The organism is Sediminibacterium sp. (assembly GCF_019264485.1).
In the GTDB taxonomy this organism is placed as follows: Bacteria; Bacteroidota; Bacteroidia; order Chitinophagales; family Chitinophagaceae; genus Sediminibacterium.
Map to the genome: position 1 here is coordinate 81,856 of NZ_JAHVAA010000013.1, position 24,487 is coordinate 106,342.

22 protein-coding genes are annotated in these 24,487 nt (G+C 40.2%); 18 read left to right on the forward strand and 4 right to left on the reverse strand.

Annotated features, from left to right (window positions below):
- Positions 1-9: 9 nt before the first annotated feature.
- Positions 10-2,355, reverse strand: a complete 2,346-nt coding sequence (locus KXJ59_RS11205) for a polysaccharide lyase 6 family protein (protein WP_295204611.1) — start codon at positions 2,353-2,355, stop codon at positions 10-12.
- Between the two features lie 208 nt (positions 2,356-2,563).
- On the opposite strand from KXJ59_RS11205, the gene KXJ59_RS11210 reads away from it, so the two are divergent.
- Positions 2,564-3,577: a LacI family DNA-binding transcriptional regulator gene (locus KXJ59_RS11210; RefSeq protein ID WP_295204612.1), complete on the forward strand. Its 1,014-nt coding sequence runs from the start codon at positions 2,564-2,566 to the stop codon at positions 3,575-3,577.
- Between the two features lie 36 nt (positions 3,578-3,613).
- On the opposite strand, the gene KXJ59_RS11215 is transcribed toward KXJ59_RS11210, so the two are convergent.
- Together KXJ59_RS11215 and KXJ59_RS11220 are read right to left on the reverse strand one after the other, a co-directional pair.
- Positions 3,614-4,852 (reverse strand): site-specific integrase, encoded by a 1,239-nt coding sequence (locus tag KXJ59_RS11215; protein WP_295204613.1) that lies wholly within the window; start codon positions 4,850-4,852, stop codon positions 3,614-3,616.
- 483 nt (positions 4,853-5,335) lie between these two features.
- Positions 5,336-6,646, reverse strand: a complete 1,311-nt coding sequence (locus KXJ59_RS11220) for a tyrosine-type recombinase/integrase (protein ID WP_295204614.1) — start codon at positions 6,644-6,646, stop codon at positions 5,336-5,338.
- Between the two features lie 262 nt (positions 6,647-6,908).
- Here KXJ59_RS11220 and KXJ59_RS11225 point away from each other — a divergent pair, with 262 nt between their 5' ends.
- The 3 genes from KXJ59_RS11225 to lpdA all read left to right on the forward strand — a co-directional run bounded on the left by KXJ59_RS11225 (position 6,909) and on the right by lpdA (position 10,244).
- Complete coding sequence (locus KXJ59_RS11225) at positions 6,909-7,715, forward strand: SDR family oxidoreductase (protein WP_295204615.1); 807 nt, start codon at positions 6,909-6,911, stop codon at positions 7,713-7,715.
- A 29-nt stretch (positions 7,716-7,744) separates the two neighbouring features.
- On the forward strand, positions 7,745-8,566 hold the full coding sequence (locus KXJ59_RS11230) for an SAM-dependent chlorinase/fluorinase (RefSeq protein WP_295204616.1): 822 nt from the start codon (positions 7,745-7,747) through the stop codon (positions 8,564-8,566).
- Between the two features lie 271 nt (positions 8,567-8,837).
- Positions 8,838-10,244, forward strand: coding sequence for a dihydrolipoyl dehydrogenase (lpdA, locus tag KXJ59_RS11235; protein WP_295204617.1), 1,407 nt, complete (start codon positions 8,838-8,840; stop codon positions 10,242-10,244).
- 136 nt (positions 10,245-10,380) lie between these two features.
- Here lpdA and KXJ59_RS11240 read toward each other — a convergent pair whose 3' ends face one another.
- Positions 10,381-10,836: a putative quinol monooxygenase gene (locus tag KXJ59_RS11240; protein ID WP_295204618.1), complete on the reverse strand. Its 456-nt coding sequence runs from the start codon at positions 10,834-10,836 to the stop codon at positions 10,381-10,383.
- Between the two features lie 293 nt (positions 10,837-11,129).
- Between KXJ59_RS11240 and KXJ59_RS11245 the strand changes: the two genes are divergently transcribed.
- From KXJ59_RS11245 to KXJ59_RS11310, 14 genes are all read left to right on the forward strand, one after another.
- Positions 11,130-11,594: a (2Fe-2S)-binding protein gene (locus KXJ59_RS11245; RefSeq protein ID WP_363266050.1), complete on the forward strand. Its 465-nt coding sequence runs from the start codon at positions 11,130-11,132 to the stop codon at positions 11,592-11,594.
- A gap of 35 nt (positions 11,595-11,629) precedes the next feature.
- The gene (locus KXJ59_RS11250) at positions 11,630-13,786 is read left to right on the forward strand and encodes a molybdopterin cofactor-binding domain-containing protein (RefSeq protein WP_295204620.1); all 2,157 of its coding nucleotides are present in this window, start codon (positions 11,630-11,632) and stop codon (positions 13,784-13,786) included.
- 27 nt (positions 13,787-13,813) lie between these two features.
- Positions 13,814-14,221, forward strand: a complete 408-nt coding sequence (locus KXJ59_RS11255; RefSeq protein ID WP_295204621.1) for a cytochrome c — start codon at positions 13,814-13,816, stop codon at positions 14,219-14,221.
- 25 nt (positions 14,222-14,246) lie between these two features.
- The gene (locus KXJ59_RS11260) at positions 14,247-15,425 is read left to right on the forward strand and encodes an XdhC/CoxI family protein (RefSeq protein WP_295204622.1); all 1,179 of its coding nucleotides are present in this window, start codon (positions 14,247-14,249) and stop codon (positions 15,423-15,425) included.
- On the forward strand, positions 15,422-16,006 hold the full coding sequence (locus KXJ59_RS11265; protein ID WP_295204623.1) for a nucleotidyltransferase family protein: 585 nt from the start codon (positions 15,422-15,424) through the stop codon (positions 16,004-16,006). The genes KXJ59_RS11260 and KXJ59_RS11265 overlap by 4 nt, the downstream gene beginning before the upstream one ends.
- A gap of 3 nt (positions 16,007-16,009) precedes the next feature.
- Positions 16,010-16,990, forward strand: a complete 981-nt coding sequence (moaA, locus tag KXJ59_RS11270) for a GTP 3',8-cyclase MoaA (RefSeq protein WP_295204624.1) — start codon at positions 16,010-16,012, stop codon at positions 16,988-16,990.
- Between the two features lie 30 nt (positions 16,991-17,020).
- Positions 17,021-18,205: a gephyrin-like molybdotransferase Glp gene (glp, locus tag KXJ59_RS11275; protein WP_295204625.1), complete on the forward strand. Its 1,185-nt coding sequence runs from the start codon at positions 17,021-17,023 to the stop codon at positions 18,203-18,205.
- A gap of 9 nt (positions 18,206-18,214) precedes the next feature.
- Entirely contained in the window at positions 18,215-18,952 is a 738-nt protein-coding gene (locus tag KXJ59_RS11280; RefSeq protein WP_295204626.1) for a sulfite exporter TauE/SafE family protein, read from the forward strand.
- A 32-nt stretch (positions 18,953-18,984) separates the two neighbouring features.
- Positions 18,985-19,218, forward strand: coding sequence for a MoaD/ThiS family protein (locus KXJ59_RS11285; RefSeq protein ID WP_295204627.1), 234 nt, complete (start codon positions 18,985-18,987; stop codon positions 19,216-19,218).
- 1 nt (position 19,219) lies between these two features.
- The gene (locus KXJ59_RS11290; protein WP_295204628.1) at positions 19,220-20,344 is read left to right on the forward strand and encodes a HesA/MoeB/ThiF family protein; all 1,125 of its coding nucleotides are present in this window, start codon (positions 19,220-19,222) and stop codon (positions 20,342-20,344) included.
- Position 20,345: 1 nt separating this feature from the next.
- Positions 20,346-20,789: a molybdenum cofactor biosynthesis protein MoaE gene (locus KXJ59_RS11295; RefSeq protein ID WP_295204629.1), complete on the forward strand. Its 444-nt coding sequence runs from the start codon at positions 20,346-20,348 to the stop codon at positions 20,787-20,789.
- A 2-nt stretch (positions 20,790-20,791) separates the two neighbouring features.
- Positions 20,792-21,703, forward strand: coding sequence for a bifunctional molybdenum cofactor biosynthesis protein MoaC/MoaB (moaCB, locus tag KXJ59_RS11300; protein ID WP_295204630.1), 912 nt, complete (start codon positions 20,792-20,794; stop codon positions 21,701-21,703).
- Between the two features lie 135 nt (positions 21,704-21,838).
- Positions 21,839-22,303: a (2Fe-2S)-binding protein gene (locus KXJ59_RS11305; RefSeq protein ID WP_295204631.1), complete on the forward strand. Its 465-nt coding sequence runs from the start codon at positions 21,839-21,841 to the stop codon at positions 22,301-22,303.
- Positions 22,300-24,408 carry a molybdopterin cofactor-binding domain-containing protein gene (locus KXJ59_RS11310; protein WP_295204632.1) on the forward strand — a complete coding sequence of 703 codons (2,109 nt, stop codon included), beginning with the start codon at positions 22,300-22,302 and terminating at the stop codon, positions 24,406-24,408. Before KXJ59_RS11305 ends, KXJ59_RS11310 begins: the two co-directional genes overlap by 4 nt.
- The last annotated feature ends 79 nt before the right edge of the window (positions 24,409-24,487 follow it).

Consider the following 24,487-nt stretch of genomic DNA (forward strand, 5'->3'; position numbering starts at 1 on the left):
GTTTTTTATTTATAGTTTTAATTGCCCGTCCTTAAAAAATATTGCTCCCAAGTCCTTTCCGTCATTGCCATTTTTCTTTAAAGGAGAATTTGCCTTCAATCTAAAATCACCGGTACTGATATTTTCAAACAGTGGATTTAATCGTAACATCACTTTACCAATTATATTACTGTAAAATGATTCTACTTTACCTGCCTCGTAACTGTTGCAGAAGCTGATGCTGTTTTTTGTCCAGCCATAATCTTCATACTTCACTGTTCTGCCACTTCTGCCACTGTTATTAAAAATACAGTTGGTGATAGTTGAATATTGCACACCAATCAATCTTACAACGCTGCATAGCTCCACATTCCCTACCTCATTAAATGTGCAGTGGTTCATTGTAAAGTAAGGGCCGGTAGTGCTTTCATCATTACCACCACGGTAAACATCTATTGCGCCTACTAATATTTTATTGAATACACAGTTATTAAAAATGATATACTCTGCATTGTAAATACCTTTGTCTTCTTTCTCGGCGGCAATACTTATTACTTCACCGCTGATATTATTGAATAAGCAATTAGTGAATTGAATAGTATCTGCAAAACTTCCTTTGTTTACTTTCAAAGCATTCTTACGTCCATCAGTAATGTTTTCAAAATCACAACCATTAACAAAAAGATTATAATGGTCAAGCATTGCAATATTGCTGGTTCTGATAAAACTTTCAGCAACAGCATTGGCTGATAATCCATTGAAACGAAGGTGGGATAAAGAAAGATTACCGCCATTTTCGATACTAAAAAACGAAAAGCCGCCCTGCTCACCGGTAAACTGAACCAATGGCCGGGAGTTTGCAGTTGCGGTACCGGTTATTACAATTTTTTTATTTATTATAATAACCTTTGAAAGCAGGTATACACCTGAACTTAATTGTAATGTATCTCCATCATTTGCCGTTGCCGCTTTTTCGTACAAAGTATTTTCGCCCGGTTCTACCTTTACCAATTTTCCTTTTGAATTAATTTTTACAGAATGTAAATTTTTATACCAGGTTGCTCCTGTATTTTCAAGCGTTGCATATAATTTAAACTTCTGCTGATTAATTTTCCATTGGCCCCTCTCTGCAACCACTTTAATTGGAGACTTGATAAAACCTGTTGGTGGATAGCCGGATATTTTTCCTGATAATTTATTTTCCTGAAATTTAAAACCGCTTATATCATCATTAATTACAAACCTTAAATCAGTTGATTGATTTATGAAAGTATTATTACTGAATACAACATTCTCCGGCACTGCTGTTCTTTCAAAATCCTTTCCAGCGCACAATTCTACATTCCTGCATTCTAGAAATGTATTGTTTTGAATAGTTACATCTTTAACTTTATCATACCTGTTTATTGGGGAGTTGGGAACACCATTAAGGACGGTTAAAGCAGAACGGAACCTTTCACCAGCTAACTGGTAGAAGAAATTATTTTTTATTGTATGACCTGCATTGATAATTCTTACTCCACCGGTATGTATTTTATTATTCCCAATAAAATAATTTTCCTCTACGGTATTCCTGTTACCGTGCCTTAGTACCAATCCGCCTTCACATTCAAAAAAAGTATTACGCCGTAAAATATTATCACAGCTTTTTACTGATATAATTTCGACTTCGCCATTACAGCGGTCAAAATAATTTTCCTCAATAATAGTTTGTGAACTGGTTCTTGAAAAAGTAGAATTACCAATGCGGATAATTTCAGCGCCGTTTGAACCGCCCTTATCTCTTGGACCAAAATAATTATGGTCAATACTGTGATGATTATTTTGGTTGAGCGTATTGTTTAATTCAACAGTTAATGTAGTACCCAGGTTTTTTTTATTGATGATGGTATTATGGTCAAACCTGTTATTTCGTCCATATAAGATTATCCAGTTTGATTCTGAAAGCCTGTCGGCGGGGTTACAGTTATCAATTACTGAATTAGTAACCCTGCAATTATTTGCCAGGTTATTTTTATCAGTCCTGAATTGTATGATAGCATTCCTGTTATTTATGTCTTTGAATACGAAGCCATCGACAATTATAAACGATCCTGAAATTTTTAACATGGATGTTCCTGAAAAAATAACTTGCCCGGTTGTTTGTGGCAGAACCCGGATTGGTAAAGCTTCCGTGCCGGAAAATTTCAACTCAATTTGAGCATCAGTCCATACTCTATTTGCAAAGAGGATACTGTCGCCGGGCTTTACTTCTTTTTGAATGCTGTATAAATCCTGCGGAGAGTTTACAAGAAAGGACTTTGCTAATACATTATTTGTATATAATATAAAAGATAGTATTAAAAGTATAATTGAACTTTTTCTCAAAGCATGCATCGTTAGAGATTTGAAATTGATTTATTTTTTTAAACCCCGAATAAACTAAGTGTCTGATTTTTTTCTAATAATTATTTATATTTCTTTGATAACATTTAAGCTTATTTAATAATTAGTAGATATTATTCAAATATATTAACTGAAAACCTTTCCGGTAACGCTCCCGGTAATTTTTCGGTATTTCTTTATAATCTGTTACTTTTATACAATGGAACGATTGCTAACGATAAAAGATATTGCTATTGAACTAGGCATTTCAATATCTACTGTATCAAGAGCTTTAAGAGGACAACCTGATGTAAATGCTGAAACCCGTAAAGCAGTTGTTGATTTGGCGGAAAAATTGGATTATCAGCCTAACAAAGCGGCGCTTAGTCTGTTGAATAAACATACCAATACGATAGGGGTTTTGGTTCCTAATCTTGATTATTTTTTTGCTACTGCTATCAAAGGTATTGACGAAGCGGCATTAGAAGCCGGATATACCGTCATGGTTTGCCAGTCAAACGAGTCGTATGGAAAAGAATTAATCAACACTAAGAGGCTGCTGGAAAGCCGGGTTGATGGTTTTATTATTTCGGTCAGCAGTGATACCAAAATAGTTGACCATTTTAAAAAGATACAGGATAAAGGCATTCCAATGGTATTTTTTGACCGTGATGTTAATGAATTACAAGCTCCAAAAATATTATTGAACAACTTTGAAGGGGGCTATATAGCAACGAAACATCTTATAAACAAAGGATATTCAAAGATTGCATTCCTGGGTGGGCCAGAAAGAATGTCCATAAGTAACCAGCGTTTTGAAGGTTATAAATCAGCCCTGAAAGAAGCTGGAATAAAATTTAATGTAAAATTTGTGGAGCATGGAGATTTTAACCAGGAGTATGCGTATGTAAATACAAATGAATTATTAAGGGCAAAACAAAAACCCGATGCCATTTTTGCTATGAGCGACAGGTTGGCTATTGGCGCCATGCAATCAATAAAAAAACATGGGCTAAGAATTCCTGATGATATTGGTTTAATTGGTTTCAATAATGAACCCATCACCAATTTACTTTCTCCATCAATAAGTACTATAGACCAGCCGGCATTTGAGATGGGAAAGACTGCTGCCAGGTTATTTATTGAAATGATGAATAACGACAGCACTGCTTCATCTGATAACATTGTATTAAAGCCGAAATTGATTGTAAGGGAGTCAACGATGCGGAAATAATTTCATAATTATAGTTAATACTTGTAACAGGATTCTCTATCCAATTTTACTTTCTAAAGACTTGGTTTGAAATTTTTCTCTCAAAACCTTCATGTCATCACTCACTTTTCTATCCAATATTTTAGCATAATGCTGAGTGGTCTTAATGCTTCTATGGCCAAGCATTTTGCTTACACTTTCTATTGATACACCATTTGTAAGCGTTACAGTTGTTGCAAATGTATGCCGTGCAATATGAAAAGTAAGCTCTTTAGTGATGCCACATACATCTGCAATTTCTTTTAGATAGCTATTCATTTTTTGATTGCTTAATACAGGCAGCAAACTTTTTTCATTAATACACTGCGGATGATTTTTGTATTTATTCAAAACTTGCTCTGCCATCGGCAGTAAAGGAATATTACTTTGCGTATCTGTTTTTTGCCTACTGGTAAAAATCCATTTTTCGCCATCAATGCCCAGGCTAATATTATTTCGGGTTAGTTGTTTTACATCTATGTAGGCTAATCCTGTATAGCAACTGAACAAGAAAATATCCCTCACCTGGTTAAGTCTTTCAATGCTAAATTCTTTTGCGCCGATGGCATCAATTTCATCCTGAGAAAGAAATGCTCTTACTACCTCTCTGAATTTTGATTTATAATTTACAAACGGGTCTTTATCTAACCAGTTGTTTGAAATACAAATGCGGATGATTTTGCCGAAATTCTTTACATACTTAACGGCAGAATTGTTATTGCATTTGCGGACACTGCGTAAGTAAAACTCAAATTCAGTTATAAAAGCATGGTCTACTTTTCTAATGTCAATATCAGAGATGCCAAATTTCCATTGCAGAAAATCAGTGGTATGTTTTAGTGCTGTGGTATATCGGCACAAGGTGCCTTTTGAAAACTCTTCACCTAACAGAGCTTTGATTCTATTGTTATGGTCTTGAAAAATTGGTACCAGCATCCGGGGCTTTTCAGCTTTGCCAGTGAACTTATTTTTGATGGCTTCAGCAGTTACAATTTCTTCTGTATCCATCAGTCGCCGGTGAGCTTCATATACTTTTCCCTGGAGAGTGTCTAAATAACTATTCAAAGCTTTTACATCTTCTTTAGTACCGCTTGCTCTGCCGGCACTGGCATTCCATTTTTCCGGAAGCCATTCCCGGCCAGTGGAAACTTCAGCTCTCTGACCATGGGTTGTTATTCTTAGGTAAATAGGAATCATGCCTGAAGTGTAGGCTTTAGGCTTCTTTAAATAGAAAAGTAAACTGATACTGTTTTGCATGGTGTGGTGACCTTTAAAAAGTTGACAAAATTAGACTTGCCACCATCAGCAAACAAGATGTTCAAATTATGAACACCTTACCAGTAAAGCATTTGAGTAAAAGCTGGTGAGTAAATTTTTGAAAAAAGTTTACTCACCGAATAACTCACCAGAGTTTTGATTTCTAGTGAATATTTTGGCATAGTGCCAAAACTAAAAAGCCTGCAAAATCAACGATTTGCAGGCTTTTGGTGAGAATTGATATTCTAAAAGCGGACCGGACGGGTACCACCTAAAAAAATTGCAAGTGGCTCTGGTGTCTATTTGCACATGGTCTTTCACCCGGTTTTGCAATGGTACCGGTGCCAGCGGCATGATGATTTTATTACCTGGTACCCCAAAAAAAAAACGAGCTCATTCCAAAATGAACCTGCGGATTTCAATCCGTAGTGTTAAGTTGTGTGTTTTCGGCTGGAAACACCAAAAACTCTACTTTCCAGATTTTTATTTCACCAGCACCTTCTCTTTTGTCTCCGTAACAGTAAAATAATCGTACAGTTTAAATGCCTTCTCCCGCTTGGTAACTTTAATGTAACTAAAAAGTGTTTTTAATGAACTGTGCCCTGTATTGGTCATGATAATGTCGGGTTCAATTCCTCGTAGATACATATTGGTAGCAAATGATCTGCGGCAAACATGCGATGAAAGCAATTGATACTTTTTATATACATCTTCTTTTACTTCGTTGCCCTTTTTATGAGTGAGTGATACCAATTCATCAAGTTCAACCTTCTCTCCTATTTTCTTCAGTTTCTCATTAAATTCATTCATCGGAATTTTTGGTAAAGCATACCCATATTTTTCCGCAACGATTTTAGCGAGATATATCAAGGCAATATCTACCTTCTCATGCACTTTCCTTTGTGTTTTCTGAATAGCTGTTTGGATATCACCACCTACGACAACCTTTTTAAAATGATAAGGCTTTAGGGAATAAATATCGGAATACCGCAGGCCAGTATAACAACCAAATACCAATAAATCTCTTGATTCAATCAAATCAGGGTTCTCTGATAAATCAAAATTCCAGATATGCAAAATCTCTGCTTCCGTTAAATACACATGATCTACCATTTCATTCTTTTTCTTGAAATCAGAAAGATCGATAACAGGAAGGTTATCCTTTTGTCTCCTGTCATTATAAAAAACTTTCAGGTTTTTGATCTGCTTACCGATAGTGTTCATCTTAAGACCTATCTGTTTATCCGGTTTCTCAACAACATAAGTAAGATAGTATACGAACTTTTCATAGAATTCGATGTCAAGACTTACAAAACTGATGGGGCGTTTCCAGTATTTTTCAAAATTAACCAGGTGTTTGCGCAAGGATCTATAATCCCTCACAACGTGTTCACACACACTCCCATTTGATTCCCTATCATTAATGAATCTATCCAAGGATTGAAAAAAAGCTGTTTGCTTATTGTTTTCAACAAATAGACCTTTAATATCCTGTAAACGGTCAACCAGGTATTCAGGTGTTGGGTCAATCCGGTTATTTCGTGCATATTGAAGGATATTGGAAATTTTATTTTCAATATCTTCTATGTCCTGCGAAACTTTTTCAAAATCCGGGCAGGAACGTTTGATGGTATGTTTTTTAAAATCCCAATACAAATCGGGATCTATCCTATGCCCGGTATTAATAAAAGTTCTTTTTGTCCGGTTGTAATCATACCGAATATACACAGGTGTCAACTCTGATTTCTGCTTAAAATAATCGGGTTTGATGTAACGCTGAAATTGTCGCCTCATAAAATTCGTGTTGCATTTGTGTTGCATTTTACGACTTTTTTAGAGAATGAGATAACAAGCGAGAGAAAAATATTTTTATAAATAATTGACTACCAATTGTAAGTATATAATGAAATAAAATAGAGTAAATTGAGATAAGATATTTAGAGTCCCAGCGGGATCACAGAAAGAAAGGTTACTATTTAAACATAGTAACCTTTTTTTATGCCATTTTTTTCTTGCGGGCCTCATTACTGTATTTTTGTTTCTTAATCAACAGTATATGTCGCAATTCCTCAACAAAGTGGTAGTCGTAACCGGTGGTTCAGAAGGTATAGGTAAAGCATTGGTAGAAGCTTTTCTGCAGCAGGGTGCCAAAGTAGCCACCTGTGGAAGGAATTATGATAAACTATACCAGTTACAGTCAACACATACAGGTCAGCCCCTGCTTATTCATACTGCCGATGTAAGCAAGGAACAGGATTGCAGACAGTTTATAGACCAGGTCATCCAATCATTTGGTACCATCGATATTCTGATCAACAATGCCGGTGTATCTATGAGGGCATTGGTGCAGGACCTCGAACTGGATACCATCCGCAAAGTGATGGACATTAATTTCTGGGGTACGGTTTGCTGTACCAAATTTGCGCTCTCGCATATCATAAAAAACAAAGGCACTATCGTAGGGGTATCGTCCATAGCAGGTTATAGGGGCTTGCCGGGAAGAAGTGGTTATTCAGCTTCCAAATTTGCCGTTCATGGCTGGCTTGAAGCTTTGCGTACCGAATTACTCGAATCGGGTGTGAATGTAATGTGGGTTTGCCCTGGTTTTACCAGTTCCAATATCCGTAATGCGGCATTGAACAAAAAAGGCCAATCGCATGGGGAATCGCCCATGGATGAGGGTAAAATGATGAGTGCGGAGGAATGTGCTCAGCATATCATAAAAGCCATTGTAAAAAGAAAGCGCACCATTGTGCTCACATTCACCGGCAAAGAAACTGTTTTACTAAACAGGTTTTTTCCTTCACTGGCCGATAAACTCGTACGCAAGTTTTTCTTCAAAAACGGGGAGCTGGTGAAATAAGAACGCCATCCTTACGTTAAATAGGCGGCATGCCCATTGTAACGTTGACAACTGATATAGGCCAGCGCGATTTTCTTGTTGGCGCTATCAAGGGACAGTTCCTGCAACTGGACCCAACCGTTAATATATGCGATATCACTCATTACCTGTCGCAGACCAATTTCCCGCAGGCATCTTATATCTGTGCCAATGCCTTTAAGCATTATCCATCCGGTACTTTTCATGTGGTGATTGCCAATCTCTATGAATCGCCCATAAAATACCTGCTCATGGCAAAGTACCAGCAGCAATATATTATTTGTGCCGATAATGGACTGCTCACGATGATTACGGGAGAGAAGCCAAAAGAAATTGCAGCGATTGCTTTAAATAACACGCATAACCTCCTGCAAATCACGTCGGCAATTGCAGTGGCGGTGAATACGGTATCGAAAACCGGACAGTTAAGCAGTTTGGGGCAAGCTATTGAAACGATCGACGAAAAATATCCGCTCAGACCCACTGTAGGTCCCGACTGGATAGAAGGTCAGATCTTGTTTATTGATCAGTTTGAAAATGTGGTTATTAATATAACGGAAGCAGAATTCAATGAACACCGAAGGGGCAGGGGGTTCAAAATTGTGTTCAAACGCAATGAAGTCATAGAAAGTATCAGTAATAGCTATGCATCGGTTCCGGAAACTGAGAAACTGGCCTGGTTTAATTCGGCCGGCTACCTCGAAATTGCCCTCAGAAATGGTAATATGGCAGGTCTTTTTGGTTTGCAGGGCTATAATGAGGAACTCCAGAAAGCCCCTTCTGTTGATACCAGTTGGTTTTACCAGACGGTTCGGGTATTTTTTGAGGGATGAGGATCTGGCTATTAGCTATTAGCTTTTAGCCAATTAAATTCCATCCGTAAATTTTCACTTTAATTGAAAAAAGCTAATAGCTAAGTGCTAAAAGCGAACAGTTTTCCTCCAGCCCTTAGCTATCAGGTGTTAGGTGAGATTCCTTACTCACTACTGACTACTCACTCCTCCCTCTCCTCATTCACAATTGACCATTCACCATTCACATTTTTCAGTATTTTCGCATCCGCAACGGCGAAAGCCGGTATTCATCTAATCATCAATATATTTTATGGCATACGACTTAATCGTAATTGGCAGTGGCCCGGGAGGTTATCCGGCGGCTATTCGTGCTTCACAGCTTGGTTTTAAAGTGGCTATCATTGAAAAAGAAAGTCTGGGTGGTGTTTGTCTGAACTGGGGTTGTATTCCCACAAAGGCACTGTTAAAAAGCGCACAGGTATATGAGTATGTAAAACACAGTGCCAAATACGGTATCAATGCCAGTGGTACGCATGATTTTGGTGGTGTCATCAAGTTCAGTCGTGGTGCTGCTGAAAAAATGAACAAGGGTGTTCAGTTCCTCATGAAAAAGAATAAGATTGATGTGGTCATGGGGTATGGAAAAGTGCAGTCAAAAGGAAAAGTAGAAGTAACTGCAGCCGATGGAAGCAAGCAGGTGCTGGAAGCAAAATATATTGTTATTGCCACTGGTGGTCGCAGCCGCGAATTACCCAACCTGAAACAGGATGGTAAAAAAGTAATCGGCTACCGTGAAGCCATGGTGTTGCCAGAGCAACCCAAAAGCATGATCATCGTGGGAAGCGGTGCCATCGGGGTTGAGTTTGCTTATGTGTACAACAGCATGGGTACCAAAGTAACTATCGTAGAATTTATGCCACGTATTGTTCCTGTGGAAGATGAAGACATATCAAAAGAACTGGAAAAGAACTATAAAAAGCAGGGCATTGAAATTATGACCAATGCTTCTGTTGAATCACTCGATACAAGTGGTACCGGTGTAAAGGCACAGGTAAAAAAACAAGATGGGTCAATTGTAACACTTGAAGCTGAAGTGGTATTGAGTGCTGTTGGTGTAGTAGCCAATATTGAAAATATAGGACTCGAAGAAAATGGTATTAAAACAGAGAAGGGTAGAATTGTAGTAGATAAATACCAGCAGACTTCTGTACCCGGTATTTATGCAATTGGCGACTGTTCACCCGGACAGGCACTTGCTCACGTAGCTTCAAAAGAAGGTATCAATGCGGCAGAACACATGGCCTACCTGGAGAAGAAACATCATCACCTGCCAGAAGCCATTGATTACAATAATATTCCCGGTTGTACCTATTGCACACCTGAAATTTCAAGTGTGGGTTATACAGAGAAAGCAGCGAAGGAAGCGGGTTATGAAATTAAAGTAGGCAAGCTGCCATTTGTGGCCAGTGGTAAAGCCACTGCTGTAGGTGCAACGGAAGGTTTTGTAAAAGTAATCTACGATGCGAAATATGGGGAGTTCTTAGGCTGTCATATGATCGGTTACAATGTAACTGAAATGATAGCCGAAGCAGTGGTTGCCCGCAAACTGGAAACCACGGCACACGAAATCCTTAATGCTGTACATCCTCACCCAACCATGAGTGAAGCGCTGAAAGAAGCCACTGCGGCGGCTTATGGCGAAGCGATAGATATCTAGAAATGTCGGATGTCTGATGGCAGATGTCTGATTTGAATGAATACGTATAAAAGATGCCGGACTTTGTTCCGGCATCTTTTATTGCTGAATGTCTCTGCGATGCATTTACTCGAATGATTTTATCCAGAGGAGTTGATTAGTTATCGGGCTTTCTGGCAAATCCGATCATATCTACATCCACCAGTTCGAGTGATTTTACCATGTCTTTTACGGTGTCTTTGTATTTCTTGAAATGGGGAGTAAGTATATGTTTATTATAAGCAGCAGTGTCGGCATATATTTCAAGTATGGTGATGCTTGACGGATCTTTTTTATCGGCAACAGCATAATAAGTTAATACGCCGGGTTCAAGTGCCACAGCTGTTTTCATTTGTGTCAATAAAGCTTTATTGTATTCAGTTAACTGTGCAGGATCAACTTTTATCTTAGCCAGTCTTACCATCTGTTCATTTTTTTGTGCGAATAAATTAGTGCAGGAGCATAACACAAAAGTTGCTGATAATAAAAACCGTAAAATTGGTTTTATCATTCGTATCTGATGGGGCGGAAGATTCTGTTCGATGGTTGCATAACGCAGGATGATATCTTGCATCACATTTTTTTTGATGTACGCGAATTTACAGAAAAGGACAGCAATTGCAGATCAGCCCGGATAAGATCAGTAATTAAGGTAAGAAAAACCGTAAAACGGGTAACTGATGACTTATAGTATGGAAGATATTTGTATGGCTGGCCACTTTACTGGTAAAAGATCCAATCAGGAAAGATGTAATATCCATTTGTCACAATTCGTAGGTTGATTCGTGAAAAAATCGGAACTTACTGTCCCGGTTATAGTTTTCTAAATAAATCAATCCGGAGCTAATAAACCTAATCAATATGGCAATCATTAAACTACATGTAAACGGAAAAGAAAAAGAAGTGGATGTGGATCCCCTTACCCCGGTTTTATGGGTGCTGCGAGATCACCTCGATTTACCCGGCACTAAATTTGGATGTGGCGTTGCTGCCTGTGGGGCCTGCACCATTCATATAGATGGTTTGCCGGTAAGATCATGCCAGTTGCCGGTAGCAGGTGTTGGTACAAAAAAAATTACCACCATTGAAGGACTTTCAGATAATAATACACATCCTGTTCAGGCGGCATGGATTGAAGAGCAGGTGCCACAATGTGGTTATTGTCAGTCCGGGCAAATCATGGCAGCCGTAGCATTGTTACAAAAGAAAAAGTCACCTACTGATGCAGATATTGACACCGCAATGCAAGGACATATTTGCAGATGTGGAACCTATCCAAGAATACGGGAGGCAATAAAAAAAGCATCCCAAAAGATGTCGGCTAAAAGCTAATGTTAAACATTTTCCAACCACAACAATGATCCATCATGGAACCAAAAGATATATCAAGAAGAAAATTCATCAGAGCTACCGGACTATCAGCCACTGCGCTTACGTTAGGTTTTTACTTTTCCGGTGAATCAAAAGCATCCACAATTATCAAAGGGGAAGATGCAGAGAACTATGGGGTATCTCTCAATTCATGGATACATATTGATACCAATGGTAAAGTAACCATTGTATGCCATCGTGCTGAAATGGGTCAGGGAGCTTATCAGGCAATACCGCAAATGATTGCAGAAGAATTAGAAGTGAATCTTAACGAAGTCAATATCATTTTCGGTAAAGGAGATACGGTCAAGTATGGCAATCAGATTACAGGTGGTAGCTCAACTGTTCGGGGTACTTACAAAAACTTATTGAAGTTAAGTGCAAGTGCACGTGAAATGCTGGTTGCCGCTGCTGCTGCCAAGTGGAGTGTGCAGGCTGCAGAATGTTTTGCGGAATCCGGACATGTAACGCATCGCCCTTCAGGTAAGAAAATGCATTATGGAGAATTGGTGGTAGATGCTTCAAAGTTGGAAGCACCTAAAAATGTGCAACTCAAAAAAGTAGAGGATTATAAACTCATCCGTAAGCCACTTCCCCGTCAGGATACACCTTTGAAAACCAATGGAACAGCAGTTTTTGGTATAGATAAAAAGTTACCAGGAATGCTTTATGCTGTGGTAGAACGCAATCCACGTTTAAGAGGCAAAGTGAAATCATATGATGATAGTGCAACGCTTAAAATACCCGGGGTAAAGAAAGTGTTTAAAGTTACCATGAAAGTATTCGATACCGATCGGGAAGGAGTGGTAGTGTTAGCAGATTCAACCTGGGCAGCTATGCAGGGTAGAAAAGCGTTGAAAGTGGTGTGGGATGATGCGGGTTTTGAATATGTGAATACAGAAGAGATATATAAGAAAATGAAAGCCGACTTGCAATCTAAGGATGGCTTGTCTGCCAAAAAACAAGGTGATCCGGATCCGGTATTGGCACAGCAGAAAAATAAACTGGATGTTATCTATGAAACACCTTATCAGGCCCATGCTTGTATGGAGCCATTGAATTGTGTGGCACATCACAAAGGAGATTCCATTGAAATATGGGGACCTATTCAGGCACCTGATTGGGTACAGGGAGATATCAGTCAGAAAATGGGCATCAAAAAAGAAAATGTGCACGTAAATATGACTTTTCTTGGAGGAGGTTTTGGAAGAAAAGCATTTCTTGATTACACACATGAAGCCTGCTTGATCTCGAAAGAAGCAGGTGCACCAGTACAGGTTATCTGGACACGTGAAGATGATATGACGCAGGGACCGTTCCGTCCGGGTGTTAGTTACAGAGCTGAAGGAGCTGTGAATAACGGAGAGATCAGTGCCGTTAAATTCAGGTTATGCGGACAGAATATTGGGCATTGGATGGGCAGTAAAAAAGATGTTCCCAATGATAGCGTATTGGAAGGCTTCCAGCCACATTATTTCGATAACATTAAAAATATCAGTTTCTCCGACATTCCATTTGAAACGCCGATTCCTATCATGTGGTGGCGTTCGGTATATGCATCTACCAATGGGTTTGCATATGAGAGTTTTATGGATGAGCTTGCCATTGCAGCAGGTAAAGATCCATTGGCTTTCAGAAAACAATACCTGAAGAACGAACGTTGTCAGAAATTATTAGAAAAGGTAGAGCAGGTTTCCGGATGGAAATCCCGAAAGCCTAAACAAGGATATGGTGTTGCAATCACTGAGTGTTTCAATAGCAGCGTTGCACAGGTAGTGAAAGTATCTAAAGATGCTACGGGAAAAATCAAGATTGATAAAGTATGGGCTGTGATAGATTGTGGCTGGTACGTAAATTCTGATACTGTTCGTGCTCAGGTTGAAGGTTCTATTGTTATGGCTTTAGGGGCTGCAACCAATCATGAAATTCATTTCAAAGACGGGTTGGCTGTGGAGAAAAATTTCACCACTTACCGCATGCCGAGAATCAATGAAATTCCACCGATCGAAGTATTCATTATGGACAATAATGAAGATGCAGGAGGTGTGGGAGAGCCCGGGTTGCCGCCATTTACACCAGCCCTGACCAACGCTATTTTTGATTTAACAGGTAAGCGAATCAGGAAATTACCATTTGACCTGGCGAAGGTTTGATCTGTTTATTTTTGATAATTTACAAGTATGATAAAAAAGGTATTGACAGTAACAGTAATCGTTTCAATCGTAATGATCAGTAGCGGTTTTATACAAAGTGATGTACAAAAAAGTATTGTAAGAGGAAAAGAAGTGTATGGTCTTTATTGTCAGAACTGCCATATGGAAGATGGTAAGGGAATGCCGGAAGTAAACCCTCCTTTGGTAAAAGCTGATTATATGAAAAGACCTGCTAAAGATCTAATCAGCGTAATATTAAAAGGTTCAACAGCCAGTATAACCGTAAATGGAAAAAAATACCTGGGTGCTATGCCTGCACAGGAATACCTGAATGATGAACAGATTGCGGATGTATTGAATTATATCAAGAATAATTGGGGGAATAAAATTCCGGGTACCATTACACCTGCCATGGTGAAAGCACAGCGTAAATAAGCAGCAATAGGTATAAGAAACTGTCATGCATGAAATAGTTGCTATTATAAAAGCTTATCAGGAGGCCTCGGCAGATGGTAAAAAATCGGCACTGGCAACAGTGGTGCATGTTGAAGGGTCTTCTTACAGAAGACCCGGTGCCAGAATGCTGATTACCGAAGATGCCGAACTCACAGGATCCATCAGCGGAGGGTGTTTGGAAGGAGATGCTTTTCGCAAAGCCTTGCATGTAATTCTCTCCGATAAACCCATGTTGGTTACGTATGATACGGCCGATGATGATGATGCCAGATTTGGTATGGGCCTTGGTTGTCAGGGCGTGATACAGGTATTAATAGAACCCTTGCAGGGAGAAAGGGGAACTGCTATAATTGATTTATTGATCAGGGCTACAGCTTCCAGACAGCAATCGGTGCTGCTTACTTTATTTTCCATTGAGGATAAAAGATTACCGCAACATGGTTCCTGCTTTCTTATAACAGAGCAGGGAGATGAGTTTGGCGAAATACCTCTACAGCATACAGTAATGGTGCGAAAGGAGATTCAACTGGTAATGGAACAACAAAAGTCTTCATTCAGTAAATATGAAAACAATGCAACCGAAATCGTTGTATTTGCTGAATTTATTCAACCACCCGTATCGCTTGTTATTATTGGAGCCGGCAATGATGTAGTACCCCTTGTGAAGATGGCTGATATATTGGGATGGCAATCTACTGTAATTGATGGCAGACCCATGTATGCCAGTAAAGAAAGATTTCCCATGCCCTCCTGTCAGGTTTTACATGCAAAAGCAGATCATATTTTGACACATGTAAAGATTGACAGCCGCACAGTCTTTGTATTGATGTCGCATAACTACAATTACGATCTCGCCATACTCAAAGCTTTGTTAGATAAAGAAGTATTTTATATCGGAATATTGGGTCCACATAAAAAAATGAAAATGATGATGGATGAACTGACGGCAGAAGGTATAGTATTGTCTCAAAAACAACTGAATGCCATTTATGGGCCGGTTGGACTGAATATTGGAGCAGAAACAGCAGAAGAAATTGCGGTATCCATTATAGCTGAAATCCAGGCAAAATTGACTGCTGCGAATGCAGTTCCGCTACGAGATAAACAGGATGCCATACACCAGCGTACAGATCTTGTTATTAAAGCCGTATCATCCACTTCATCTGTCTCTGACATAATATGAAACCTGCCCAAACTGCTGTATTAATATTGGCTGCCGGAGCTTCCCGAAGACTGGGTAGACCCAAACAGCAGCTTTTATTTAATAAGGACACTTTATTAAACCGTATTATCAGCACAGCAACCAACCTGCAGGCAGGACCTGTTTTGCTGGTTTTGGGTGAGGATAGCGCGTTAATGGCACCCGAAAATATAATAACGGTGATTAATCACCAGTGGCAGGAAGGAATGGCAACATCCATACGCTGCGGTATTGAAAAATTGCAAATTGCATTTCCTGCTATAGATACAGTCATCATAACAGTCTGCGATCAGCCTTATGTTTCGGTTGAACTGTTCAGGGAGATGATTCAAACATATGAACAGGCAAACCACCCGATTATTGCCTGTACTTATGCAGATACGGTTGGGACTCCGGTATTATTTCATCGCAGTATATTTCCGGAATTACTGGAACTGAATGGCGACAAAGGCGCAAGACTTCTGTTAAATAAAGACAGGCATCGGGTTGGATTGGTTAACTTTCCACTTGGGAATATTGATATTGATACAGAAGAGGATTATGAGCGATTGATTAAACAATAAAACATGATTGTAGATACACATCATAGGGTACATAATTATTTACGGATATCGCTGACCGATAACTGTAATCTTCGTTGTTTTTATTGTATGCCGGAAGATGATTACGATTTTGCTTCGGCACAACAACTGATGCAGGCAGATGAAATTGAAGCACTGGCAAAATTGTTTGTGAGCCAGGGGGTGACTAAAATAAGGCTCACTGGCGGTGAACCCCTGGTGAGAAAAGATGCAAAAGCAATCATCAGGCAACTGGCACAATTGCCGGTAACCTTAACACTTACCACCAACGGTACCAGGCTGCATGATTTTGTAGATGTGTTGAAAGAGAGTAATGTACGATCTGTAAATATCAGTCTCGATACTTTACAAGCCGACAAATTCCAGTTGCTCACCAAAAGGGATCAGTTCGGTATTGTGCAGCAAAATATTGGGTTGATGATTGAAAAGGGCTTTCATGTAAAGGTGAATATGGTTGTGATGCGTGGTGTAAATGATTCGGAAATCAATGATTTTATTGCATGGACAAAAGATACACCTGTTCATGTTCGGTTTATTGAATTCATGCCTTTTAGCGGTAACCGCTGGACAAGCAATAAAGTATTTACGCTGGAAGATATTTTAGCAACTGTTTCAGAGAAATATGAATTCATACCGCTGCAGGCGGAAAAAAATGATACGGCTAAGAAATTTATGGTACCGGAACATAAAGGAACATTTGCTGTAATCAGTACCATGAGTGCTCATTTCTGTGGCGATTGTAACCGCATCCGTTTAACGGCTGATGGCAAAATGAAAAATTGTCTGTTTTCAAAAGATGAAGTTGATCTGTTAACACCTTTGCGAAATGGAGAAGAAGTATTGCCTTTGATACATCAGTCTATTTCAACCAAAGCGGCACAACTGGGAGGGCAGTTTACACAAGACTATGAACTGTTGCAGGCAGATATTATTCAAAACAGGTCAATGATTACTATTGGCGGATAAGTAGATGCTTTAATAAAATATTTGACACAGATGATCAGTGTATCAGAAGCCAGAGAAATTATTCAGCAATATGGTGCAGCATTACAGCCCTTATCTATGAAATTACAGGATGCTGTTGGCTGCAGACTGGCTGTTGATATATTTTCTCCACTTGATATACCTGCCTATCCGCAATCATCGATGGATGGGTATGCTTTTTCTTTTGCAGACTGGCAAAATAATACCGGGTTACAAATTAAGGGAGAGATGGCAGCAGGAAGTAGTGATCAGTTTAAAATTGATCCAGACGCGGCCATCCGCATTTTTACAGGGGCTGCAGTACCACCTGGTGCCGATACAGTGGTGATGCAGGAAAAAATAACCGTTATAAATGGAGTATTACAGATACAGGACGAACAGTTAAAAAAAGGCGCCAATGTTCGTTTGAAAGGCTCAGAAATTAAAGCTGGTGAACTGGCTTTGTCGGCTGGAATGACTGTAACACCGGCCGCTATTGGTTTCCTGGCTGCAATGGGTATTACAGAATTGCTGGTTTTCCCACCGCCTGTCATTACAATTATCATAACTGGCAATGAATTGCAAACGCCCGGTCATGAATTGTCATACGGGCAGGTATACGATTCCAATTCTTTTGCATTAACAGCAGCTTTACAGCAATGTGGTGTAAAGCAGGTACAACTCGTTCAGGTGTCTGATGAGTTAGAGAAGTTGACTCATCAATTGAAACAGGCATTGGAACAGAGTGATATTGTTTTATTAACCGGAGGTGTAAGTGTGGGTGATTATGATTTTGTTGTAGCAGCAGCACAGCGTTGTGGTATCAGTACGCGTTTTCATAAACTGAAACAGCGACCCGGCAAACCGCTTTTCTTTGGTACAAAAGAATCAAAACTGATTTTCGGATTACCCGGTAATCCGTCTTCAGTGCTTACCTGTTTTTATATGTATGTGTTACCAGTTGTAAACAAAATGATAAATGGAAAGAATGGGTTGTTGATAAAACAGGTTCCACTTTCCAGTGCTTATCAGAAAACAGCCGGGCTCACACATTTTTTAAAAGGGTATTTTGATGGCCATACAGTAAACCCCCTGGGCGCGCAGGAATCATACAGGATGCGTTCATTTGCCGGAGCGAATTGTCTGATTGAACTCGATGAGGCAATCACAGATTGTGATCAGGGAACAATAGTCGCTGTTCACCTCTTACCCGAATAATAATATGTAATGGATAGTATATTTCTGTTTTATATTTTATTGCTTCTTGTAGCATTCCTTTATGCATCGGTAGGGCATGGTGGTGCCAGCGGTTACCTGGCATTAATGGCCTTGTTTAGTGTGGCACCGGAAGTAATGAAACCAACTGCTTTATTGCTGAACCTGTTTGTATCACTTACTGCTTTTCTGCAATTCTACCGGGGGAAACATTTTGTATGGAAAGTATTTTTTCCATTGGCACTGGCATCGGTACCGATGGCTTTTATAGGAGGGTTGATTATAATTGACGCAACGATCTATAAAAAAATACTCGGATTACTGCTGGTATTCTCTGTGATTCGTTTACTGATGCCGGCAAAAAATACCTCATCCGAACTGAAACCTGCTCATTTCTCCGGAGCATTGATAATGGGTGGGGGAATAGGGTTATTATCAGGAATGATTGGAATTGGAGGAGGTATTATACTTTCACCTTTATTGATTTTTTTTAACTGGACAGATCAGAAGCAGACTGCAGCCATCAGTGCATTATTCATTTTTGTAAATTCAGCAGCTGGTTTATTGGGACAATTAACGAATGGTATTCAGTTTAGCACAGATATGTATTGGTACGTGGTGATTGCTTTTGCAGGTGGGCTGGGAGGTGCTTATTTCGGGTCAATGAAATTCAGGCAGCTGGTTATGAAAAAAATACTGGCGCTGGTATTGGTTGTGGCAGCGTATAAATTATTGTTTACAGGAGCCTAACAAGCAGTAAGTTTAGTATAGAATTTGATAACATGAAAACAAGAGTTCTCTTATTTGGACAATTAGCAGAAATAACCGGCTCCAAAGAATTGGAAATGGAAGGTTGTGCGGATACCGCTGCTTTATTGTCAATACTACATGAGCAGTTCCCTGTGCTGGCTCAATCTAAATATGTAGTGGCGGTTAACCAGGAGATGATTTCCGGAAATAAAAACTTACCTGAAAATAGTATTGTGGCCTTGCTGCCACCATTTTCTGGAGGATAATATGCAGAAAGAAATTTCATACGAACGATACCAGCGACAGATGATATTACCCGGCTTTGGGGAGCATGCCCAAGGGCAGTTGGCTGATGCAAGTGTATTGGTCATTGGTGCTGGTGGGTTGGGATGTCCGGTTTTACAATATCTGGTTGCTGCAGGTGTGGGTAGAATTGGTATTGCAGATGGCGATTCGGTATCGCTTAGTAATCTTCACAGACAGGTGTTGTTTCATACATCTGATATTGGAAAGAACAAAGCGGAAACAGCAGCTGATCGTCTGCGTAGATTAAATCCTGAGATAGTTATCCAACCTATTGCTGAAAATGTAAGCAGCAGAAATTTGCTGGAAATTATATCTGCATTTGATATCGTGGTTGATGGTACTGATAATTTCGCCACGAGGTACATGATTAATGATGCCTGTGTATTGATGAATAAGGTATTGGTATATGCTGCCGTTTCAAGGTTTGAAGGACAGGTAGCCATTTTTAATTATCCAACGGCACAGGCAGGAAGATCCTCAAATTACCGTGATCTTTTTCCGGAACCCCCTGGAGAAAATGAAATACTCAATTGTGCCGACGCAGGTGTAATAGGTGTATTGCCTGGTATCATAGGTTCCATGCAGGCAAACGAAGTAATTAAGGTAATTACCGGTATGGGAGAGCTACTTGTGAATCAACTGCTCACTTTCAATGCCATGACTAACCAGCTGTACACTGTAAAAATTACAGCTAAGCAAGAGACAGCACAGCTAATACCCCAAACCGCAGCAGCATTCGAAAAAACAGATTATGCATGGCTTTGTGCTTCTCCCTCGACAGTAAATGAAATTGATGCCAGAACCTTCAATAACTTAGTTCAAAAAGGAAATATTGATATAGTAGATGTACGGGAATTACATGAAATGCCTGCAGTGGATGAATTTCAACATTACCGTATTCCATTGGCAGAGCTTAAAACAGCATACCTGCAACTAAAAAATGATACAGTTGTTGTATTTTGTCAGTCGGGAAAAAGAAGTCTGCTGGCCATGAAATTCTTGTCGGAGCAATTGGGTACCACCAAACGTATCCATAGTTTACAAGGAGGTATTATTGCCTGGAAAACATTTTGTCAAACGAAATGATATGAAAGAAGTAAAACTTAAAAATATATTTGTACAGGGGGCAATAGCAGCTTCATTTATTGCAGACAGTATTCAAAAACACAGTTCCAAAACAGGAATAGGAGGGCATAGCATTTTCCTTGGTCAGGTTCGGGCCGATGAAATCAAAGGTAAAAAAGTTACTGCTATCGAGTATACATCGTATGAAGAAATGGCTTTACCAAAAATGCATGAGATCAGGGAAGCGATTTTTGAGAAGTATGAATTAACCTGTATGCATGTATATCACAGTCTGGGTAAAGTGCAGGCAGGAGAAATCTGTTTGTTTGTATTTACATCGGCCCCTCATCGTAAAGCCGCTATTGAAGCCTGTGCTGAACTGGTGGAAAGAATAAAAGCTGAACTGCCGGTTTGGGGAGCAGAACTGTTTGAAGACAATACACATCAGTGGAAACTGAATCAATAATTATGGTTGATATAACATCAAAGTCAAATACACTCAGGCAGGCAATAGCCACTGCAACACTTACTGTGTCAAAACAGGAGACAATAGATGCTGTACGGAACAAACAGGTGCCCAAGGGCGATGTATTTGAGTTTTCCCGTGCTGCCGGTTTACTGGCTATTAAAAAAACCAGTGACCTGATTCCCGATTGTCATCCTTTGCCTATTGAATTTGCTTCCATCAAACATGAAATAAACGGGCTCACGATACTTATTACCGTTGAAGTACATACTATTTATAAAACCGGAGTTGAAGTGGAAGCCATGCACGGTGCCTCTGTTACCGCATTAACCATGTATGATATGTTGAAGCCATTGGATAAAAACGTTGAAATATCCAATATCAGGCTGGAGCAAAAGAAAGGAGGTAAGTCTGAGCATTTGCCTGTTGATGCGGGCACATTAACCTGTGCTGTAATTGTTTGTTCCGATACAGTCTCGACCGGAGAGAAAGAAGATGTTTCCGGCAAAACCATTGTGCAAAAAATGGAGCAACTGGGTGTGAAAGTTTCAGCATACAAGATCATTCCAGACGATATACAACATATACAGGATCAGGTAAAGTCATATGCAGAACAAGGTTATAACCTCGTATTGTTTACTGGCGGAACCGGCTTGTCGCCCAGAGATGTAACACCCGATGCCATTGAACCTTTATTAGACAGAATTGTTCCGGGTATTATGGAAGCGGCAAGAAATTACGGACAACAGCGAACACCCTATGCTATGTTATCGAGAGGTGTTGCTGGTTATGTAAAAGATACGCTTGTCATTACCTTGCCCGGATCAGTAAAAGGAGTGAAGGAAACAATGGATGCTATATTTCCATACGTGCTTCATCTCTTTAAAGTGGTCAAAGGAGAGCGGCATGAATAGTCGCTTACCGGAAGGGTAAAACCAGGATAGTGAGGATGAGTTGTTTACAGGAGCCATTGACCGATTTTTGTTCAATTGGCTTTTCTTTTTCTGAGATAATACTTAGTTTACGAATACTATAAATCCATCTCCCATATGCCAAAGTATAATTTTACAGTAAATAACAGGCAAGTATCTGTGGAAGCAGATGCCGACACGCCACTTCTCTGGGTGTTACGCGATCAGTTAAACCTGGTAGGAACCAAGTATGGTTGCGGCGTGGCACAATGTGGAGCCTGTACTATTCATTACAACGGAAGCCCGGTTCGTTCATGCCAGTTGCCTGTATCGGCAGTTGGAACAGGTAAAGTGGTAACCATTGAAGGATTGAGTGAAAAGGGAGATCACCCTGTACAACAGGCATGGGTAGAAATGGATGTGGCTCAGTGCGGTTATTGCCAGTCGGGCCAGATCATGGCTGCAGTGGCTTTACTGAAAAAGAATCCAAAGCCCAGCGACGAAGAAATTGATTCAACCATTACCAATATCTGCCGTTGCGGTACCAATGTACGCATCCGTAAAGCCATTCACCTGGCTGCATCAAAAGGAGGTAAGTTATGAGTACATCATCTGTATCAAGAAGAAATTTTCTGAGAGTCAGCATGATCGCCGGTGGCGGTATGCTGGTTGGTTTTTCAACATTGGGTAAAGATGAAAAGGCAACAATGGATGAAACGCCATTCTCACCCAATGTATATATAAAAATTGCGCCTGATGGTAAAATCACGCTGGTATCGCCCAATCCGGAGATTGGTCAGGGCGTAAAAACATCACTGGTGATGCTGATTGCCGAAGAGATGAATGTAGACTGGCAAAAAATACAGGTGGAAATAGCACCACTTGATGCAAAATATGGTAGCCAGACAACAGGTGGTAGCGGAGCAGTAAGAAGCCGTTATACACCACTCAGACAAGCAGGTGCTACTGCGAGGGTATTGTTGATAGCTGCTGCTGCAGATACCTGGGGTGTTGCTGCGGCTGATTGTTATGCGGAGAATGGTTTTGTAGTGAGTAAAATAGCGGGCAAAAAACTTTCTTTTGGTGAGCTGGCAACCAAAGCGGCTTCCATGCCGGTGCCGGCCAATGTTCCATTAAAAGATCCGAAAGAGTTCAAGATCATCGGCACGCGTGTAAAAGATGTGGATGCACAAGCCATCGTTACAGGAAAACCTTTATTTGGAATTGATACAAGACGAGAGGGAATGTTATTTGCTGTTGTGGCAAGACCACCGGCACACGGAAAAAAACTGCAGTCATTTGATGACAGTGCAGCATTAAAAATAACAGGGGTGAAAAAAGTAGTACAGGTAAAGAGTAGTGTAGCTGTACTGGCAACTTCTACCTGGGCCGCCATCAAAGGAAGAGCCGCATTAAAAATAAATTGGGAAGATGCTGCTAAACTGGAAAGTACTACCGATCATGATAAAGCATTCAGGGAATTATTGAGTAAACCTGCTGCTACCCCTAACCGCAATGACGGAGATGTGGATACAGCCATGGCATCTGCCTCAAAAGTACTGGATGTGTATTATGAAGTACCTGTATTATCGCATGCGCAGATGGAACCATTGAATTTCTATGCAGATGTACGTGATGGTAAAGCAGAACTATACGGACCCACGCAAGTGCCACAAAATTTAGTTGCTACAGTTGCCAGAGAACTGAATATACCTCCGGCCAATATTACATTAGGCTTGCCCAGACAGGGTGGTGGATTTGGCAGAAAGCTACGTCCTGATAACGGCGTAGAAGCAGCATTGATTTCTCAGGCAGCACAATGTCCTGTTCAGGTGCAGTGGACGCGTGAAGATGATATGCAGAACGATTTCTATCGCGCCAGCGGAATGTTCCGCTTTAAAGCTGCAGTTAAAGATGGTAACCTGGAAGCATGGCAACAATCATTTGCCTGTTTGGGTAATGGAAGAAGCCCCGACACTTATCCGGCAGGCGCATTGAAAAACCTACGGATTGAAAGTTATAGTTTACCTACTAATATTCCCACAGGACCGTGGCGTGCACCAACACATAATGTGCAGGCTTTTGCCAATGAATGTTTTATGGATGAAGTAGCCACAGAGCTGAAAAAAGATCCGGTGGCATTTCGTCTTGAATTGCTGAAAAAGGCAAAGGAACAACCAGTAGGCCGACTGGCTTATGATCCGGATAAGTTTATCAGTGTCATAGAGTTGGTTGCCAAAATGTGTAACTGGGGGAAAACACCCGCAAATACCTACCGTGGATTTTCAACCTGGTTCTCTTTCAATAGTTATGTGGCACAGGTCGTAGAAATTCAAATGGAGAAAGGAAAACCCAAAATAACAAAAGTTTACTGTGCAGTTCATTGCGGCAGGGTAGTGAACCTGAGTGGCGCCGAAAACCAGGTGCAGGGCGCCGTGGTTGATGGATTGGGACATGCCATGTATACTAAACTCACATTCCAGAATGGAGCGGCAGTTCAAACCAATTTCGGTCCCTATAATTTTGTAAGAATGCGCAACACACCATTAGATGTAGTAGTAGGATTTGTGCCTTCTGAAGAAAACCCTACCGGATTGGGAGAACCAGGACTGCCACCAATTGCACCCGCATTGGCGAATGCCCTGTTCGCTGCAACTGGCAAACGTTTCAGAAGAATGCCTTTTACAGATGATATACAGTTTGCATAAAAAAGAATTGCCACTGAAAGCACAGAAATACACTGAATAATTCTGTGTTCTTCTGTGCGCTCAGTGGCAATAAAACTAC

Coding starts and splice junctions, on each gene's coding strand:
- KXJ59_RS11205 (WP_295204611.1), bottom strand. CDS start 2,355: ATGCATGCTTTGAGAAAAAGTTCAATTATACTTTTAATACTATCTTTT.
- KXJ59_RS11210 (WP_295204612.1), top strand. CDS start 2,564: ATGGAACGATTGCTAACGATAAAAGATATTGCTATTGAACTAGGCATT.
- KXJ59_RS11215 (WP_295204613.1), bottom strand. CDS start 4,852: ATGCAAAACAGTATCAGTTTACTTTTCTATTTAAAGAAGCCTAAAGCC.
- KXJ59_RS11220 (WP_295204614.1), bottom strand. CDS start 6,646: ATGAGGCGACAATTTCAGCGTTACATCAAACCCGATTATTTTAAGCAG.
- KXJ59_RS11225 (WP_295204615.1), top strand. CDS start 6,909: ATGTCGCAATTCCTCAACAAAGTGGTAGTCGTAACCGGTGGTTCAGAA.
- KXJ59_RS11230 (WP_295204616.1), top strand. CDS start 7,745: ATGCCCATTGTAACGTTGACAACTGATATAGGCCAGCGCGATTTTCTT.
- lpdA (WP_295204617.1), top strand. CDS start 8,838: ATGGCATACGACTTAATCGTAATTGGCAGTGGCCCGGGAGGTTATCCG.
- KXJ59_RS11240 (WP_295204618.1), bottom strand. CDS start 10,836: ATGCAAGATATCATCCTGCGTTATGCAACCATCGAACAGAATCTTCCG.
- KXJ59_RS11250 (WP_295204620.1), top strand. CDS start 11,630: ATGGAACCAAAAGATATATCAAGAAGAAAATTCATCAGAGCTACCGGA.
- KXJ59_RS11255 (WP_295204621.1), top strand. CDS start 13,814: ATGATAAAAAAGGTATTGACAGTAACAGTAATCGTTTCAATCGTAATG.
- KXJ59_RS11260 (WP_295204622.1), top strand. CDS start 14,247: ATGCATGAAATAGTTGCTATTATAAAAGCTTATCAGGAGGCCTCGGCA.
- KXJ59_RS11265 (WP_295204623.1), top strand. CDS start 15,422: ATGAAACCTGCCCAAACTGCTGTATTAATATTGGCTGCCGGAGCTTCC.
- moaA (WP_295204624.1), top strand. CDS start 16,010: ATGATTGTAGATACACATCATAGGGTACATAATTATTTACGGATATCG.
- glp (WP_295204625.1), top strand. CDS start 17,021: ATGATCAGTGTATCAGAAGCCAGAGAAATTATTCAGCAATATGGTGCA.
- KXJ59_RS11280 (WP_295204626.1), top strand. CDS start 18,215: ATGGATAGTATATTTCTGTTTTATATTTTATTGCTTCTTGTAGCATTC.
- KXJ59_RS11285 (WP_295204627.1), top strand. CDS start 18,985: ATGAAAACAAGAGTTCTCTTATTTGGACAATTAGCAGAAATAACCGGC.
- KXJ59_RS11290 (WP_295204628.1), top strand. CDS start 19,220: ATGCAGAAAGAAATTTCATACGAACGATACCAGCGACAGATGATATTA.
- KXJ59_RS11295 (WP_295204629.1), top strand. CDS start 20,346: ATGAAAGAAGTAAAACTTAAAAATATATTTGTACAGGGGGCAATAGCA.
- moaCB (WP_295204630.1), top strand. CDS start 20,792: ATGGTTGATATAACATCAAAGTCAAATACACTCAGGCAGGCAATAGCC.
- KXJ59_RS11305 (WP_295204631.1), top strand. CDS start 21,839: ATGCCAAAGTATAATTTTACAGTAAATAACAGGCAAGTATCTGTGGAA.
- KXJ59_RS11310 (WP_295204632.1), top strand. CDS start 22,300: ATGAGTACATCATCTGTATCAAGAAGAAATTTTCTGAGAGTCAGCATG.